The sequence below is a fragment of the Streptomyces sp. NPDC047085 genome (assembly GCF_040643735.1).
In the GTDB taxonomy this organism is placed as follows: domain Bacteria; phylum Actinomycetota; class Actinomycetes; order Streptomycetales; family Streptomycetaceae; genus Streptomyces.
Map to the genome: position 1 here is coordinate 767,021 of NZ_JBEYUW010000001.1, position 17,108 is coordinate 784,128.

Annotated in this window: 11 protein-coding genes; 6 read left to right on the forward strand and 5 right to left on the reverse strand. The window is 70.5% G+C overall.

Annotated features, from left to right (window positions below; all coding sequences use genetic code 11):
• The first annotated feature begins 37 nt into the window (after positions 1–37).
• Positions 38–3,046 (forward strand): bifunctional [glutamine synthetase] adenylyltransferase/[glutamine synthetase]-adenylyl-L-tyrosine phosphorylase, encoded by a 3,009-nt coding sequence (locus ABZ865_RS03260; protein ID WP_361222952.1) that lies wholly within the window; start codon positions 38–40, stop codon positions 3,044–3,046.
• A gap of 15 nt (positions 3,047–3,061) precedes the next feature.
• Here ABZ865_RS03260 and ABZ865_RS03265 read toward each other — a convergent pair whose 3' ends face one another.
• A complete protein-coding gene (locus tag ABZ865_RS03265) occupies positions 3,062–3,928 on the reverse strand; it encodes a phosphatase PAP2 family protein (protein ID WP_361222955.1) in 867 nt (288 codons plus the stop codon).
• A 186-nt stretch (positions 3,929–4,114) separates the two neighbouring features.
• The gene (locus ABZ865_RS03270; RefSeq protein WP_361222958.1) at positions 4,115–5,149 is read right to left on the reverse strand and encodes a LacI family DNA-binding transcriptional regulator; all 1,035 of its coding nucleotides are present in this window, start codon (positions 5,147–5,149) and stop codon (positions 4,115–4,117) included.
• Between the two features lie 377 nt (positions 5,150–5,526).
• On the opposite strand from ABZ865_RS03270, the gene ABZ865_RS03275 reads away from it, so the two are divergent.
• From ABZ865_RS03275 to ABZ865_RS03295, 5 genes are all read left to right on the forward strand, one after another.
• Positions 5,527–6,801, forward strand: coding sequence for an extracellular solute-binding protein (locus ABZ865_RS03275; protein ID WP_361222961.1), 1,275 nt, complete (start codon positions 5,527–5,529; stop codon positions 6,799–6,801).
• Between the two features lie 100 nt (positions 6,802–6,901).
• Entirely contained in the window at positions 6,902–7,906 is a 1,005-nt protein-coding gene (locus ABZ865_RS03280) for a sugar ABC transporter permease (protein WP_361222963.1), read from the forward strand.
• Between the two features lie 19 nt (positions 7,907–7,925).
• Positions 7,926–8,831, forward strand: a complete 906-nt coding sequence (locus ABZ865_RS03285; protein ID WP_361222966.1) for an ABC transporter permease subunit — start codon at positions 7,926–7,928, stop codon at positions 8,829–8,831.
• A 197-nt stretch (positions 8,832–9,028) separates the two neighbouring features.
• Positions 9,029–10,711 (forward strand): glycoside hydrolase family 13 protein, encoded by a 1,683-nt coding sequence (locus tag ABZ865_RS03290; RefSeq protein ID WP_361222969.1) that lies wholly within the window; start codon positions 9,029–9,031, stop codon positions 10,709–10,711.
• A gap of 135 nt (positions 10,712–10,846) precedes the next feature.
• On the forward strand, positions 10,847–12,223 hold the full coding sequence (locus ABZ865_RS03295; protein WP_361222972.1) for an alpha-amylase family protein: 1,377 nt from the start codon (positions 10,847–10,849) through the stop codon (positions 12,221–12,223).
• 37 nt (positions 12,224–12,260) lie between these two features.
• Here the strand turns inward: ABZ865_RS03295 and ABZ865_RS03300 are convergent, their stop codons facing one another.
• The 3 genes from ABZ865_RS03300 to ABZ865_RS03310 are packed head-to-tail and all read right to left on the reverse strand — an operon-like array spanning position 12,261 to position 16,932.
• A complete protein-coding gene (locus ABZ865_RS03300; RefSeq protein ID WP_361222975.1) occupies positions 12,261–14,312 on the reverse strand; it encodes a serine protease in 2,052 nt (683 codons plus the stop codon).
• Between the two features lies 1 nt (position 14,313).
• On the reverse strand, positions 14,314–16,167 hold the full coding sequence (locus tag ABZ865_RS03305; RefSeq protein WP_361222978.1) for a peroxidase family protein: 1,854 nt from the start codon (positions 16,165–16,167) through the stop codon (positions 14,314–14,316).
• Between the two features lie 51 nt (positions 16,168–16,218).
• Positions 16,219–16,932 (reverse strand): GMC oxidoreductase, encoded by a 714-nt coding sequence (locus tag ABZ865_RS03310; RefSeq protein ID WP_361222981.1) that lies wholly within the window; start codon positions 16,930–16,932, stop codon positions 16,219–16,221.
• Between the last annotated feature and the right edge of the window lie 176 nt (positions 16,933–17,108).

Sequence of the window (17,108 nt, forward strand, 5' to 3'; positions counted from 1 at the left end):
CTGGCCAGGACGACCGAGATCCCAGGGGAGGCCGCGGATGACGCCGGGGCGCAGGAGCAGCACCTTCACCCGACTGCTTCGGCACGGCTTCACCGACCCCTCCGCCGCCGAACGGCTCCTGGACGGCGTCGAGCTGTCCGCCGTCCGCGACGACCCCGTCCTCCTGGAGGCCCTCGGCGCCACCGCCGACCCCGACCTCGCCCTGCACGGCCTGGTACGCCTCCTGGAGGCCCAGCCCGACGCGACCGCCCACCGCGAACTGCTGGACACCCTCATCGCGGCCAAGCCCCTGCGCGACCGCCTCCTCGGCGTCCTCGGCGCCTCCGCCGCACTCGCCGACCACCTCGCCCGCCACCCCAGCGACTGGCAGGCCCTGGTCACCTACGAGCCCCGGGACCTGCACCCGGGCGTGGCGGAGTTCGAGCGGGGCCTCGCCGAGGCCACCGACCCCGTCACCCTCCGTATCGCCTACCGCCGCTGCCTGCTCTCCATCGCCGCCCGGGACGTGTGCGGCACCACGGACGTCGCGCAGACCGCCGCCGAACTGGCCGACCTCGCCACCGCCACCCTCCGCGCCGCCCTGGCCCTGGCGAGCGCCGCCGCCCCCGACGACGCGGCCGCCTGCCGGCTCGCGGTGATCGCGATGGGCAAGTGCGGCGGCCACGAGCTGAACTACGTCTCCGACGTGGACGTGATCTTCGTGGCGGAGGCGGCCGACGGCGCGGACGAGGCCAAGGCCCTCGGATCGGCCACCAAACTCGCCTCGCACATGATGCGGATCTGCTCGGAGACGACCGTCGAGGGCTCCATCTGGCCCGTGGACGCCAACCTCCGCCCCGAGGGCCGCAACGGCCCCCTCGTCCGCACCCTCAGCAGCCACGTCGTCTACTACCAGCGCTGGGCCAAGACCTGGGAGTTCCAGGCCCTGCTCAAGGCCCGCCCGGTGGCAGGGGACGCCGACCTCGGCCGGGCCTACGTCGAGGCCCTCGAACCCCTCGTCTGGATGGCGGCCGAGCGCGAGAACTTCGTGGCCGACGTGCAGAAGATGCGCCGCAGGGTCGTGGAGAACATCCCCGCGTCCGAGATCGACCGCGAACTCAAACTCGGCCCGGGCGGCCTCAGGGACGTCGAATTCGCGGTCCAGCTCCTCCAGTTGGTGCACGGCCGCACCGACCCGGCCCTGCGCAGCGGCACCACTCTGGACGCCCTCCAGGAACTCGCCGCGGGAGGCTACGTGGGCCGCGAGGACGCCGCCCGCCTCGACGAGGCGTACCGCTTCCTGCGCTCCATGGAACACCGCATCCAGCTGTACCGGCTGCGCCGCACCCACCTCGTCCCCAAGGCCGACGCCGACCTGCGCCGCCTCGGCCGCTCGCTGGGCCTGCGCGTCGACCCGGCGGCCGAGCTGCTGCGCGAGTGGAAGCGGCACACCGGTGTCGTACGCCGCCTGCACGAGAAGCTCTTCTACCGCCCGCTGCTCGACGCCGTCGCCCAACTCGCCCCCGGCGAAGCCAGGCTGAGCGCCGAGGCGGCCCGCGAACGCCTCGTCGCCCTCGGCTACGCCGACCCCGCCTCCGCCCTGCGCCACCTGGAGGCGCTGGCCTCGGGCGTGACCCGCAAGGCGGCGATCCAGCGCACGCTCCTGCCCGTCCTGCTCGGCTGGTTCGCCGACTCCGCCGACCCGGACGCCGGCCTGCTCAACTTCCGCAAGGTCTCCGACGCGCTCGGCAAGACCCCCTGGTACCTGCGCCTGCTGCGCGACGAGGGCGCGGCGGCCGAGAACCTCGCCCGCGTCCTGTCGGCCGGCCGCCTCGCCCCGGACCTGCTGATGCGCGCCCCGGAGGCGGTGGCACTGCTCGGCGAGGGCGACGGCACGGTCGGCCGCGCCGGCGGCCTCGAACCGGTCGGTCGGGCCCAGCTGGAGCAGGAGATCCTCGCCGCCGTGGGCCGCGCCGAGAACGCCGAGCAGGGCGTCACCGCGGCCCGTGGCGTGCGCCGCCGCGAGCTGTTCCGCACGGCCGCCGGGGACATCGTCGGCTCCTACGGCACCGAGGCCGCCTCCGCCGAGGCGGACCAGGGCGCCCTGATGGACAGGGTCGGCGCCGCCGTCTCCGACCTCACCGCCGCGACCCTCGCCGGCACGCTGCGCGCGGTGGTCCGCGAGGGCTGGGGCGACACCCTGCCGACCCGGTTCGCGATCATAGGGATGGGCCGCTTCGGCGGCCACGAGCTGGGCTACGGCTCCGACGCCGACGTGCTGTTCGTGCACGAGCCGCGCGAGGGCGTGGACGAGCAGGAGGCCGCGGCCGCCGCGAACAAGGTCGTCGCCGAGATGCGCCGCCTGCTGCAGCTGCCGAGCGCCGACCCGCCGCTGCTGATCGACGCCGACCTGCGCCCCGAGGGCAAGTCGGGCCCGCTGGTGCGCACCCTGAAGTCGTACGAGGCGTACTACCGCCGCTGGTCCCTGGTCTGGGAGTCGCAGGCGCTGCTGCGCGCCGAACCGGTGGCCGGCGACGAGGATCTGGGCCGCCGCTTCATGGAGCTGATCGACCCGCTGCGCTACCCGCGCCAGGGGCTCGGCGACGACGCGGTCCGCGAGATCCGCCGCCTGAAGGCCCGCATGGAGTCGGAGCGCCTCCCGCGCGGCGCCGACCCCAAACTGCACGCCAAGCTGGGCCCCGGCGGTCTCTCCGACGTCGAGTGGACCGTGCAGCTGCTCCAGCTGAGGCACGGCTGGCAGGAGCCCGGACTGCGCACCACACGCACCCGGGACGCCCTGGCCGCCGCCCGCGCGGCCGGGCTGCTGTCCGCGGAGGACGCGGACGTCCTGGACGAGGCGTGGGTGCTGGCCGGCCGGGTGCGCAACGCGGTCATGCTGGTCCGGGGCCGGGCCGGGGACACCTTCCCCACCGAGCCCCGCGAGCTGGCCGCCGTCGGCCGCTACCTGGGCTACGGCGCCGGACACGTCGGCGACATGCTGGACGCCTACCGCCGCACCACGCGCAGGGCGCGCACGGTCGTGGAGGAGCTGTTCTACCAGGGCTGACGCGCAGCGACCGCGCTACGACGACCTGACCGCGACCGGCTCCGGCTCGCCCACCGGAGCCGCCACCACTCTCGGCATCGCGTACGGCAGGCTGCCGTACCAGACCCGGGCCAGCGTGAACCCGAAGCACAGGCACAGAACGCCCCCCACCGCGTCCAGCCAGAAGTGGTTGGCCGTGCCGACGATCACCAGCAGGGTCGCCGCCGGATACAGCAGCCCCAGCACCCGCACCCACGGCACCGAGGCCAGCGCGAAGATCGTCAGCCCGCACCACAGCGACCAGCCGATGTGCATCGACGGCATGGCGGCGTACTGGTTCGACATGTGCTTCAGGTCGCCCGAGGCCATCGATCCCCAGGTGTGGTGCGCCATGACCGTGTCGACGAAACCCCCGCCGCGCATCAACCGGGGCGGCGCGAGTGGATACAGGTAGTAACCGACGAGGGCTACACCGGTGGTGGCGAACAGCACCAGCCGGGACGCCGCGTAGCGGCCCGGATGCCGGCGGTACAGCCACACCAGCACGCCGAGCGTGATGACGAAGTGCAGCGTGGCGTAGTAGTAGTTCATGCCGATGATCAGCCAAGTCACCGTATTCGCGGTGTGGTTGACCGACTCCTCGACGGCGATGCCCAGATGGTGCTCCAGGCGCCAGATCCAGTCCGCGTTGCGCAGGGCGTCGGCCCGCTGCTCCGGGACGGCGTTGCGGATGAGGGAGTACGTCCAGTAACTCACCGCGATCAGCAGGACTTCGAACCACAGCCGGGGCCGCCGCGGCCGGCGCAACCTGCCCAGTACGCCCTGACTGCCTTCGCCCGTGACGGCCCGCGGAACGGCCACCTCCTCGCGACCTTCCGAATCTGTCACGGTCCAGTCACTCATAGGCACCAAGTCTGCCAGACAGGGCTTCCTCGACAGATCATCCCAAGGTCGGGTTCACCGCGCATGTCCTACGACATACGGAGGACGCCCCCGGTGATCACACGCGGTGACCTGCACGGACCGCCTTCACGACGATCACCCGCGATTACGGTCACCCGCGAGGCCCGCGACGGCCCGCGACGACGGTCAGCCGCGTTGACGGTCACCCGGCGCCGAAGCCGTCGAACCGCGCACCACCAGCTCCGGCATGAACACGAACTCGCTGTGCGGCGCGGGCGTCCCGCCGATCTCCTCCAGCAGCGTGCGCACCGCCGCCTGCCCCATCGCCGGGACCGGCTTGCGGACCGTGGTCAGCGGCGGGTCGGTGAACGCGATCAGCGGGGAGTCGTCGAAACCGACGACCGAGACGTCCCGGGGGACCTCCAGGCCCAGCTGCCGGGCGGCCCGTATCGCGCCGAGCGCCATCATGTCGCTGGCGCACACCACGGCCGTGCACTTCCGCTCGATCAGCGCGGTCGCCGCCGCCTGACCACCCTCCAGGGTGTACAGCGAGTGCTGGACCAGCTCCTTCTCGACGGTCTCCGCGCTCAGCCCCAGCTGGTCCTGCATGGCGCGCACGAAGCCCTCGATCTTGCGCTGCACCGGCACGAACCGCTTCGGCCCGAGCGCGAGACCGATCCGGGTGTGGCCCAGCGACGCCAGGTGCGTGACCGCCAGGGTCATCGCGGCCCGGTCGTCGGGGGAGATGAACGGCGCCTGCACCCTCGGGGAGAACCCGTCCACCAGCACGAACGGCACGCCCTGCGCCCGCAGCCGCTCGTAGCGCTGCATGTCGGCGGTGGTGTCGGCGTGCAGCCCGGAGACGTAGATGATCCCTGCGACCCCCCGGTCCACCAGCATCTCGGTCAGCTCGTCCTCCGTGGACCCGCCCGGGGTCTGGGTGGCGAGCACCGGGGTGTAGCCCTGGCGCGTCAGCGCCTGGCCGATGACCTGCGCCAGGGCCGGGAATATCGGGTTCTCCAGCTCCGGGGTGATCAGGCCCACCAGGCCCTCGCTGCGCTGGCGCAGCCGCACCGGACGCTCGTAGCCGAGCACGTCGAGCGCGGCCAGCACCGACTGGCGGGTGGTGGCGGCTACGCCCGGCTTCCCGTTGAGGACGCGGCTGACGGTCGCTTCGCTCACCCCCGCCTGCGCAGCGATGTCCGCAAGCCGTGTGGTCACGGCACTGGACTGTACCGGCCGCACCTGCCCTTGCCCACCAACGGAACGGCGTGCGCGGGCGGCCGGACGGCCCGCCGTGGATTGCTGCGTCATCGCGCTCCCTTGAAAGCGTGGTGGAAAGAGCTTGCAGAGTCTTGCACACGTGCCCGCCCGCCCGCTCAACGGCTTCAATCCTTGGTTGCGCCAGGGTCGAGCGGAGGTCACGGCCGCGTAACCATCGTGGCCTCTTGCACTTTTTTTCTGCAAGACCTTTCGCGCCGCTTACAACGCTGTTACGTTCCACTCGCCCGGCGGCCGCAACGGCGCAGTCGGCAAGACCGCGGGGACGGGCGGGACCGATCCCTGCATCACACGGGCTTAACCCTCAAGGAGAACTCATGCGGCGTGGCATAGCGGCCTCCGCGCTGGTGGCGTCCCTCGCCCTCACGGCGACGGCGTGCGGCGGGGACGACGGCGACAACGGCAAGGCGTCCGGCCCGGTGACCATCACCTGGTGGGACACCTCCAACGCCACCAACGAGGCGCCGACGTACCAGGCCCTGGTCAAGCAGTTCGAGGCTGCCAACAAGGACATCAAGGTCAAGTACGTCAACGTCCCCTTCGACCAGGCGCAGAACAAGTTCGACACCGCCGCCGGCTCCAAGGGCGCCCCGGACGTGCTGCGCTCCGAGGTCGGCTGGACGCCCGCCTTCGCGAAGAAGGGCTACTTCCTGCCGCTGGACGGCACGGACGCCCTCGCCGACCAGGCCAAGTTCGAGCCGAACCTGATCAAGCAGGCCCAGTACGAGGGCAAGACCTACGGCACGCCGTTCGTCACCGACACCCTCGCCCTGGTCTACAACAAGGCCCTGTTCAAGAAGGCCGGCATCGCCGAGGCCCCCAAGACCTGGGACGAGCTGAAGTCCGACGCCGCCAAGATCAAGGCCAAGGCCGGCGTCGACGGCTACTGGGGCTCCACCGCGGCCTACTACGCCCAGTCCTTCCTGTACGGCGAGGGCACCGACACCGTCGACGTCGCCGCCAAGAAGATCACCGTGAACTCGGCCGCGGCCAAGAAGGCCTACGGCACCTGGCTGAGCCTGTTCTCCGGCAAGGGCCTGCACAAGGCCGACACCACCGCCGACGCCTACGCCCACATCCAGGACGCGTTCGTCAACGGCAAGGTCGGCATGATCGTCCAGGGTCCCTGGGAGATCACGAACTTCTACAAGGGTTCGGCCTTCAGCGACAAGTCCAACCTCGGCATCGCCACCGTCCCGGCCGGCTCCAGCGGCAAGGCGGGCGCCCCGACCGGCGGTCACAACCTCGCGGTCTACGCCGGCTCCGACAAGGCCCACCAGGCCGCGGCGCTGAAGTTCGTGCAGTTCATGACCTCGGCGAAGTCCCAGGAGACCATCGCCCTGAAGAACTCCACGCTGCCCACCCGTTCCGACGCCTACACCGCGCAGGTCAAGGCCGACCCGGGCATCGCCGGCTACCAGGGCGTCCTCGCCGCCGCCCAGCCGCGCCCGGCCCTGCCCGAGTACAGCTCCCTGTGGGGTCCGCTGGACACCGAGCTGCCCAAGATCGCCGGTGGCAAGGAGTCCCTGGACAAGGGCCTGAGCAACGCCGAGCTGGCCATCTCCAAGCTGGTGACCGGCTACAGCAAGTAAGCCCGAGCGGCCGTCGGATCCCCGCCCCGAAGGGGGTAGGGATCCGGCGGCCACCCGCTGTGCCCAGCCCGAACCCTGAACCATCAGAAGGTGTCGAACCATGACAGTCGCCATCGACCGCGCGACCGGCAAGCGCCGCGGTGACCGCGCGCCTCGGCCCGGGCTGGGGCAGCGCTTCAAGAACGGCTTCCAGAGATACTGGTACGCCTACGCGATGATCGCCCCCGTGGTCATCGTGCTCGGCGTCCTGGTGGGCTACCCGCTGGCGCGGGGCGTCTACCTCACCCTCACGGACGCCAACAGCCTCAACTCGGCGCGCACGATCGGCGTCAACCACATCGACGCCACGTACAAGTTCATCGGGCTGGACAACTACAAGGACATCCTGTTCGGCCCGACGGCGTACGACCGCTTCTGGTCGCACTTCCTGTGGACCGTCTTCTGGACGGTCGCCTGCGTGGCCCTGCACTACACCATCGGCCTCGGCCTCGCGCTCATGCTCAACCAGAAGCTGCGCGGCCGCACCTTCTACCGGCTGATGCTGGTCCTGCCCTGGGCCGTGCCGACCTTCGTCACCGTCTTCTCCTGGCGGATCATGCTCGCCGACTCCGGCGTGATCAACCAGATCCTGGACGCGGTCCACCTGCCCCAGCCGCAGTGGCTGGAGGACACCTTCTGGCAGCGGTTCGCCGCGATCATGGTCAACACCTGGTGCGGTGTGCCGTTCATGATGCTCTCGCTGCTCGGCGGCCTGCAGTCCATCGACTCCTCGCTCTACGAGGCGGCCGAGATGGACGGCGCCAGCGCCTGGCAGCGCTTCCGGCACGTCACCCTGCCGGGCCTGCGCTCGGTCAGCTCCACGGTGATCCTGCTCGGCATCATCTGGACGTTCAACCAGTTCGCCATCATCTTCCTGCTGTTCGGCCCCACCAGCGCGCCCGACGCCCAGATCCTCGTCACCTGGGCCTACTTCCTGGGCTTCGGACAGCAGCCGCGCGACTTCGCCCAGTCCGCCGCGTACGGCGTGCTGCTGCTGTCGATCCTCACCGTCTTCACCTCCTTCTACTTCCGCTGGCTGAGGCGCAATGACCAGCTCGCCGTCTGACGCCGCAGGAGCCGCCACCATGAGCACCACGACCCTGGACAAGACCGAGACCGCACCGGTCCCCGCCCCCGCGCCCCGGCGCCGCACCCGCCGGCGCGGCGAGCGCGGCCCGCTCGGTGCCGCCCTACTGCACGGCGGTCTCGCCGTGGCGAGCCTGATCGCGCTGGCCCCGGTGGCCTGGCTGTTCTTCCTGTCCCTCGGCCCGGACAAGGACGACTACCTGCACCCCGGCAAGATCGCGGGCAAGATGGGCTTCTCCAACTACAGCTTCGTGCTGGAGCACACCGCCTTCTTCGACTGGTTCAAGTCGACGATGATCGTGGCCCTCGGCACCACCCTGATCGGCGTCTTCGTCGCCGCGACCACCGGCTACGCCGTCTCGCGCATGCGCTTCCCCGGCTACAAGTCGCTGATGTGGGTGCTGCTGCTCACCCAGGCCTTCCCGATCGCCATCCTGATCGTGCCGATGTACGAGATCTTCGGCGAACTCGGCCTCATCGACACCTACTGGGCGCTGATCGTCATCAACTGCACCACCGCCGTGCCGTACAGCGCCTGGCTGCTCAAGGGGTACTTCGACACCATCCCCTTCGAGATCGACGAGGCGGGGCGCGTGGACGGACTCAGCCCCTTCGGCACCTTCTTCCGGCTGATCCTGCCGCTGGCCCGCCCGGGCCTCGCCGTCGCCGCCTTCTACAACTTCATCACCGCCGTCGGCGAGGTCGCCTTCGCCACGACCTTCATGCTGGACGACTCGAAGTACACCTTCGCGGTGGGTCTGCAGACCTTCGTCAGCGAGCACGACGCGCAGTGGAACTACATGGCCGCCACCGCGGTGCTGATCGCGATACCCGTGTCGGTGTTCTTCTACCTCGTGCAGAAGAACCTCGTCACCGGCCTCACCGCGGGCGGCACCAAGGGCTGACGCCCCTGCCGGACAACTGAAACCGGACGCCTGAGACGGATGCCCGAGACCGGATCCGGACAGAGGCTCCCGCGCCCGAGCGCGCGGGTAGGCGGCCGCGGTGTTCCATCCGACCCCGCTGACACCGCGGCCGCCTCGCACATCCGCCGGTCGCCCCACCCCCCATGACCAGAACTCGATCACGCATCAAGGACGCCATGAGCCAGCAGCAACCTGCAGCCCCGGCCACCGACTCCGCGCTCGCCACCGTCGCGGGGCGCCGCGACTGGTGGCGCGACGCGGTGATCTACCAGGTCTATCCGCGCAGCTTCGCCGACAGCAACGGCGACGGCATGGGCGACCTGGAGGGCGTACGCTCCAGACTCCCGTACCTGCGCGACCTCGGCGTGGACGCGGTCTGGCTCAGCCCCTTCTACGCCTCTCCGCAGGCCGACGCCGGCTACGACGTCGCCGACTACCGTGCCGTCGACCCGATGTTCGGCAACCTGCTCGACGCCGACGCGCTGATCCGTGACGCGCACGCGCTGGGCCTGCGCATCATTGTGGACCTGGTTCCCAACCACTCCTCCGACCAGCACGAGTGGTTCAAGCGGGCCCTCGCCGAGGGCCCCGGCTCGCCGCTGCGCGAGCGCTACCACTTCCGTCCCGGCAAGGGGAAGAACGGCGAACTGCCGCCCAACGACTGGGAGTCCATCTTCGGCGGCCCGGCCTGGACCCGGGTCACCGAGCCCGACGGGGCGCCCGGCGAGTGGTACCTGCACCTCTTCGCGCCCGAGCAGCCCGACTTCAACTGGCAGCACCCGGCGGTCGGCGACGAGTTCCGCTCCATCCTGCGCTTCTGGCTGGACATGGGCGTCGACGGCTTCCGCATCGACGTGGCCCACGGACTGGTGAAGGCGGACGGCCTCCCGGACCTGGGTTCCCATGATCAGCTCAAGCTGCTGGGCAACGATGTCATGCCGTTCTTCGACCAGGACGGCGTGCACGCCATCTACCGGCAGTGGCGCACGATCCTCGACGAGTATGCGGGCGAGCGCATCTTCGTCGCCGAGGCGTGGACCCCGACCGTCGAGCGCACGGCCAACTACGTCCGTCCCGACGAGCTGCACCAGGCCTTCAACTTCCAGTACCTGAGCGCCGAGTGGGACGCGGAGGAGCTGCGCGGGGTCATCGACCGCACGCTGGAGGCGATGCGCCCGGTCGGCGCCCCGGCCACCTGGGTGCTGTCCAACCACGACGTCACCCGGCACGCCACCCGCTTCGCCAACCCGCCCGGTCTCGGCACCCAGATCCGCACGGCCGGCGACCGCGAGCTGGGCCTGCGCCGGGCCCGCGCCGCCACCCTGCTGATGCTCGCCCTGCCCGGCTCGGCATACATCTACCAGGGCGAGGAGCTGGGCCTGCCGGACGTCGTGGACCTGCCCGACGAGGTGCGCCAGGACCCGGCGTACTTCCGGGGCGCGGGCCAGGACGGCTTCCGCGACGGCTGCCGGGTGCCGATCCCGTGGACCCGTACGGGCTCGTCGTACGGCTTCGGCGACGGGGGCAGCTGGCTGCCGCAGCCGGAGAGCTGGGGCGAGCTGAGCGTGGAGGCCCAGACGGGCGAGCCCGGCTCGACGCTGGAGCTGTACCGGGCCGCGCTCGCCGCCCGCCGGGAACAGCCCTCGCTCGGCGCGGGCGACGCGGTGGAGTGGCTGCGCGCCCCCGAGGGCGTGCTGGCCTTCCGGCGCGGCGAGTTCGTCTGCGTCACGAACACCACGGGCGAGTCGGTGACGACTCCGGCCTACGGCCGTCTGCTGCTCGGCAGTGGTGAGGTCGCCGAGACGAGCGGCCAGGCCAAGGTCCCGGCCGACACGACGGTGTGGTGGACGACGGCCTGACGGCCCCTCGGAAAGTTCTTGCATCAACTTTGCTCGGCCCGCTGCCGTTTCAGGCAGCGGGCCTTTAACATCTGCGTCACCGCAAGTTTGCTGAAAGGTTTCAGCAAGCGCCTTCAATGACGAAGGAACCCCCACATGGCACGCAGAACCCTCCCCGCGGCGTTGGCCCTTGCGGCCGCCGTCACGGTTGGCATGTACCCGGCTACAGCCCAGGCCTCCCCGCCCGGCACCAAGGACGTCACCGCCGTCCTCTTCGAGTGGAGCTACGCCTCCGTCGCCAAGGAGTGCACCAACACCCTCGGCCCCGCCGGCTACGGCTACGTCCAGGTCTCCCCGCCCGCCGAGCACATACAGGGCTCCCAGTGGTGGACGTCGTACCAGCCGGTCAGCTACAAGATCGCCGGGCGGCTGGGTGACCGCACGGCCTTCCAGAACATGGTGAACACCTGCCACACGGCGGGCGTGAAGGTCGTCGTCGACACGGTGATCAACCACATGTCGGCCGGATCCGGCACCGGCACCGGCGGCTCGTCGTACACGAAGTACAACTACCCCGGCCTGTACTCCTCGGCCGACTTCGACGACTGCACCTCCCAGGTCACCAACTACCAGGACCGCTGGAACGTCCAGCACTGCGAACTGGTGGGCCTCGCCGACCTCGACACGGGGGAGTCGTACGTCCGCCAGACCATCGCGAACTACATGAACGACCTGCTCTCCCTCGGCGTGGACGGCTTCCGCGTCGACGCGGCCAAGCACATCGACACGGCCGACCTCGCCAACATCAAGTCCCGCCTCACCAACCCCAACGCCTACTGGAAGCAGGAGGTCATCTACGGCGCCGGCGAGGCGGTCCAGCCCACCGAGTACACCGGCAACGGCGACGTCCAGGAGTTCCGCTACGCCTACGACCTCAAGCGGGTCTTCAACACCGAGAAGCTCGCCTACCTCAGCAACTTCGGCGAACCCTGGGGCTATCTGGGCAGCTCGGGCGCCGGTGTCTTCGTCGACAACCACGACACCGAGCGCAACGGCAGCACCCTGAACTACAAGAGCGGCGCGAACTACACCCTGGCCAACGTCTTCATGCTGGCCTGGCCCTACGGCGCCCCCGACATCAACTCCGGCTACGAGTGGACCGACGCGGACGCGGGACCGCCCAACGGCGGCACCGTCAACGCCTGCTGGCAGGACGGCTGGAAGTGCCAGCACGCCTGGCCCGAGATCAAGTCCATGGTCGCCTTCCGCAACGCCACCCGCGGCCAGGCGGTCACCAACTGGTGGGACAACGGCAACAACCTCATCACCTTCGGCCGCGGCACCAAGGGCTACGTGGTCATCAACCACGAGACCACGACGGCCAACCGTTCGTACCAGACCTCGCTGCCCGCAGGCACCTACTGCGACGTGCAGGGCAACCGGACCGTGACGGTGAACAGCACCGGCTGGTTCACGGCGTCGGTCGCCCCGAACACCGCGCTCGCCATCTACGCCGGCAAGACCAGCTGCTGACCCGGCCGCGGCCGGGCCCGCCGCGTCCCGCTCGCTGTCAGGCGAGCGCGAGGTGGTGGCCGATCCCCCCGGCGACCTCTGGGTGGGAGAGGTACTCCACGATGCTGTGGGCCCGGTCACGGGCGTTCACGACCGCCACGTCGGTCAGGCCGTCCGCCCAGTCGTCGGCCAGCGGGCATCCGATGGCCACCGCGTCGGCCGGGGACCACGCGTTGAGCCAGTCCGCCACCACGTCGGGGGTTTTGGGCCCCCCGATGAGCAGCCTCTTGTACACGCTGTCCAGGCCCAGCGGGCTGCCCGCCGTGGTGAGGTGGACCGGGCGCACGGCAGGCGACAGCCGTGTGGTGAGGTCCATGCCGACGATCGTGCCGAGGCTGTGGGTGACGAAGACCAGCTCCCCCTCCTCGGGCATCGTCTCCAGCACACAGTCCAGAACCGTGTCCCGGATGCGCCGGTCGTCGAGGTATGCGGCCACGTCGTGGAAGACCAGGGCGATGGACCAGGCGTCGAGGTCGCTCCGCGCGGCCAGCCAGCTCAGCTGCCGCTGGAGGGGTCCGACGAGGTCGCCGAAGCCGATCCGCTCGGCGCCCGGCTGCCGCTCCGGCGGGATGTTCCAGCGGACGGCGGCCTCACCGACGAGCTCCTCGTACAGCGCCCGTGCCGTGGGCGTGGCGGGGGCGACGATCTCCGCCGGCGAGAGACTCGTGGACTCGGTCACCCGTGGCACGGCCTCGCGCGCGGAGAGCGCCTGCACCAGCCGGTCGCCGTAGTACGGGAACCAGACGTCGGCCGGGTCGACGGGCCGGAGCCCGGCGCGCACGAGCCCCTGGTTGAGACCGGCCACCCACTCGCGGCGCAGGTTCTCCGGGTCCTTCCCCTGCTGGGAGCGCCCGTGCAGGAAGACGAGATGGCGCCCACCGCCGAACGCGCCGTCCCGGGCACGCAACCCGGCGTGCGCCCCGGCCACCGCGGTGACGGGGGCCGGTACGCCGGCCGCGGCGACCGGTTGGGGTACGGCGACGGCGGGTGCCGGAGCGGGAACGGCGGACTCCGTCAGGGCCAGACCCGATTCGGGGCCCATCTCGGACAGCGGGCCCGACGGGGTGCCGAGCGGCAGCTCGGCGAGGTGGCGCAGGATGGAGCTGATGCGTACGCCCTCGTTGGCCACCCAGTCGACCGCGTCGTCGCCGTCGCCCGGCTGCCACACCTGCCCGTCCGTGCGCAGGATGCGCCCCTGGTCGTCGGTCCTCGGCACCCCGCTGTGGTGGAGCGCGACGACCTCCCACTGATCGTTGAAGACCGGGGAACCCGAATTGCCGGGCTCGGTGTCCGTCCGGTAGTGGAGGAAGTCGTCCAGCCGCACCTGGAGCATGTTGTCGCGGACGGCGATCTCCTTCAGGCGCCCCATCGGATGGCCGATCACATTGACCGGCTCCCCGATGACCAGCTTGCCCGGCTGGACGCTGAGCCGGTTCCAGCCGAACGTCTCCCCGGGCGGCCGCCCGTCCGGGCCGGGTGCGACCAGGACCAGGGCGAAGTCCAAGGGTTCGTCGGCCACGAAGAACCCGTCGGGGTCCAGCTCCAGCCGCGTCGGCGGCTGCGGCGTGTTGTCCACGGTGACCTGGGCGTCGAACTCGACGAAGCACTGCCGGGCCGCCTCGGCGTCGCTGATCACATGATGGTTGGTCATCAGCAGGCGCGGAGACACCAGGAAGCCGGTGCCGAGCGGCAGTTCGCGGCCGTTCTCCCGCACCGATATCCGTGCCACGGTACGCGCCGCCCTGGCACCACGCGGCAGGAAGCTCCATGCCTGCAGTTCCTTGGACACCCCGAGGATGCGCTCGTAGGCGTCGGGCGCGGCCAGCGGTTCCGCGCGCACGGCCTCCACGGCCAGGGCGGCGGGCACCGCGTGCCGGTCCAGCAGGCGTATGGCCCGCGCGGCGAGCGCCTGCCGGGAGTCCGGGAAGGGAACGCCGGCATCCTGTTGCCGTTCGATGGCCCGGCGTTCGTCGCTCGTCGCGCGATACCGCTCGGCGGCCGCGGCGACCTGGCGTACGCGCTCCTGACCCGTCCGCTCCGTCACGCCCATCTCAGGTCTCCTTCCGCGCGGCGCTGTGCCACGGCACGAAGGCGTTGGTCAGCCCGGACAGGGACGTGCGCAGCTCGGGGCAGTGGCGCAGCAGGACCGTGATCATGCTGTTGTCGTCGATCCAGGCCATACCGGCCTTGGAGTAGACCTCGGGGGTGTAGTACTCGGTGAAGAAGCGGTCACTGTTCAGCCTGCGCGAGGCCATCAGGATGAAGATCCGGAACGCCGTGTCGCTGAAGGCGAATCCGGCCGGCAGCTTCTCCGCGTACAGCCCGACCATCAGGTCGACCTTCTCGATGTCGCCGTCGTAGAGCCGCTCGATCTGCTCGGCCCACGCGGGGTCCTGTGCCAGCTCCGTGAAGTTGTCCGCGGGCTTGAGCCGCAGCAGGCGCCGGAAGTCGTTGTAGCGGGGCACTCCCAGCTCCCGGGAGCGCAGGATGTCGGTGGCGGCGAGGTCCTGCAGATGCCCGTCCGGGCGTTCGAACTCCTGGAGGAACCTGGGGAAGTTGTGCAGGGTGACCAGTCCTGGATGGAGCGTGCCGAAGCTGTAGAGCAGGTCGGCCATCTCCGTGGTCTCCAGGAACTTCAGCGCTCCCGGGCCCGAGATGTCGCGAAGGGTGCAGTGGCGCAGGGTGCTGTCATCGGTGACGGAGCGCAGATGCCAGTCGTCGCGGACGAGCGGGTGCATGCGGTAGACCGCCACGAACTCCTCGGTGAGCGCGTAGGGGACGCCGTAGTGGTCGGTCTCCCCGCCGGGGATGCCGCTGACGACCTCGCTGTCGCTGACGCGGCCAAAGAGGTTGTGGACGCGTTCGCCCGCGATGCCCCACCAGTTGGCGCGCAGCGCCTTGACGGTGGTGGGATGGCTGATCACGGCCGGTGTCCACTCCACGGTGTGGATCTTCGCCAGAAGCGCCGCGTTGACGAGCCGGGCACGCTGGAACAGCTCCTCGTCGCCCCAGGACGGGTAGGCGGCGTGCAGGTGGTCGCAGATCGCGTTGTGCTCCCGGGTGAACAGGTCCTGCATCATGGCGAGGCCCAGCCAGAAGCCGGGAACGCGCGTGGGGTCCTGGGCGGGGTCGGCGGGGACGGGCGGCTGCTCGTCGTCCCACAGGTGCAGCTTGCCCAGCCGGCCGGTGCGCAACTGGTGCTGCTCGGCCTCGTTCCTGCCGTAGATCTGGGACGCGTCCCACCAGTGGGAGGACGCGTTGACGCGGGTGTCCGGCGTGCCGGCGGGGGCGTCGGGGTCACGGGTCGGGTCGCCCGGGGTCCGCATGATCCGCATGGGCTGGTCCGGCCACGGGTCGTCATCCGTCAGGGGAACTTCCCAGGGCCTGTCCGTGGGGCTCGTACCGTGGCTGAACCAGTCCCGGATCATGAACTGGAGCCAGGCGGTGACCAGGGAGTTCACGGACTCGGCGGCGATCAGCCGGTCGCGGGTGAGCAGCGCGCGGCTGACCTCTCGCGGATTGGGCCGGACCAGTACGTCCTCGGGCGCGGCGGGAGCGATGGCCTCCAGCGGGATGTTCCGGCCGAACCGGGTGCCCGCCATGCCCATGCGTGGCTCACCGAGGTCGTTGTGGCTGCCGTCGGCGGTCCGGTTGACTTTGTGACTCGCGGACGGGGGTGCGGGCTTGGGCGCGTTGACCGCGGGCAGACGGCTGGTGTCGTAGAGGTTCTTCTGCCGGAGCCTGACGCGCAGCCCGAGGAGTGTCAGCAGGCCGGCGACGACGGGCAGTCTGTCCCAGCCGAAGCGGCGGTCGATGTATCCGGCGGCTCCGGTGACGATCCGCCAGGGGAGTGATGTGCGGTATCCGGCCGGGGAACGCTGTGCGGCGCGTCGGTGCATACTCATGGGATGACTCCTTGAGGGGCTCCTGGTCCCGTTGCGTGGCGGACGGTGCGGTCAGGCGCGGGCCGTGTCGGCGAGGATCACGTCGCTCGCCTTCTCGCTGATCATGTAGATGGGGGCGGCGACGAAGAATCCGGGAATGCGGGGGAACACGGAGGCGTCGACGATCCGCGGACGGTCCGTCCCGCGTACCCGGCCAGCGCGTGGGTACGGACCACCAGGTGATCCGGATGAGCGCGCTGCACCGCCTGGACACGTTCCCGTACGGCACTGCGGCGGCCGCCTGCCGTGGAGAGGGGGAGTGTGTCCTGCGCGGCGGAGAGGATGACCTTCAGCAACTGGGGGTCCTGCACGACCAGTTCGGGATCGGCGAGGGCGGTGGGCAGCCAACCGTCGAAGCCGTGCCGGGCGTCGTTGCGGTACCGGGCCGCCACGCCGGGCAGGATGCGGAGCAACGCGGCCGGCAGCGGTTGGCCGGGCGGCTCCTTGGGCCGTGGCCGGTAGGTGCAGCGCTCCAGCCGCTCGAAGTACCGGCGCATGGCCGTGCTGTGCCAGGTCGCGTCGCCCGTCTTTTCGGCGATGGCGTCCCAGTCCCTGTTGTACGGGTAGACGGCGATCAGCGCGTGGTGTGCGGTGCACCCGCCGATCGTCCCGGCGCGCGCTCGGCGTCGATGGGAGAGCCGTCGGCTGAAAGGGCACGGCGGGCAGAGCAAGCACTGCGGTCACGGCAGATGTGCGGAGGACGTGTCGCCGGATGGTTCTGGCCATGAGGGATCCAGACGGGCTGTGCGTCGTACTGCTGAGCCGAGGTCCGGTACACAAGCCACTTTTCACCTGCGCGGAGCATCCCGCAACGCGGCCTCCCTGGTTGAACGGTCAATAGGTGCGGTCGTCAACCGCCCTGGAGAGCATGGTCTTACTGCCGCCAGGTGACGACGGCCGAG

What these genes read in the sequence shown, in the direction of transcription:
- ABZ865_RS03260 (WP_361222952.1), top strand. Translation starts at nt 38, where the DNA reads ATGACGCCGGGGCGCAGGAGCAGCACCTTCACCCGACTGCTTCGGCAC.
- ABZ865_RS03265 (WP_361222955.1), bottom strand. Translation starts at nt 3,928, where the DNA reads ATGAGTGACTGGACCGTGACAGATTCGGAAGGTCGCGAGGAGGTGGCC.
- ABZ865_RS03275 (WP_361222961.1), top strand. Translation starts at nt 5,527, where the DNA reads ATGCGGCGTGGCATAGCGGCCTCCGCGCTGGTGGCGTCCCTCGCCCTC.
- ABZ865_RS03280 (WP_361222963.1), top strand. Translation starts at nt 6,902, where the DNA reads ATGACAGTCGCCATCGACCGCGCGACCGGCAAGCGCCGCGGTGACCGC.
- ABZ865_RS03285 (WP_361222966.1), top strand. Translation starts at nt 7,926, where the DNA reads ATGAGCACCACGACCCTGGACAAGACCGAGACCGCACCGGTCCCCGCC.
- ABZ865_RS03290 (WP_361222969.1), top strand. Translation starts at nt 9,029, where the DNA reads ATGAGCCAGCAGCAACCTGCAGCCCCGGCCACCGACTCCGCGCTCGCC.
- ABZ865_RS03295 (WP_361222972.1), top strand. Translation starts at nt 10,847, where the DNA reads ATGGCACGCAGAACCCTCCCCGCGGCGTTGGCCCTTGCGGCCGCCGTC.
- ABZ865_RS03300 (WP_361222975.1), bottom strand. Translation starts at nt 14,312, where the DNA reads ATGGGCGTGACGGAGCGGACGGGTCAGGAGCGCGTACGCCAGGTCGCC.
- ABZ865_RS03305 (WP_361222978.1), bottom strand. Translation starts at nt 16,167, where the DNA reads ATGAGTATGCACCGACGCGCCGCACAGCGTTCCCCGGCCGGATACCGC.
- ABZ865_RS03310 (WP_361222981.1), bottom strand. Translation starts at nt 16,932, where the DNA reads ATGGCCAGAACCATCCGGCGACACGTCCTCCGCACATCTGCCGTGACC.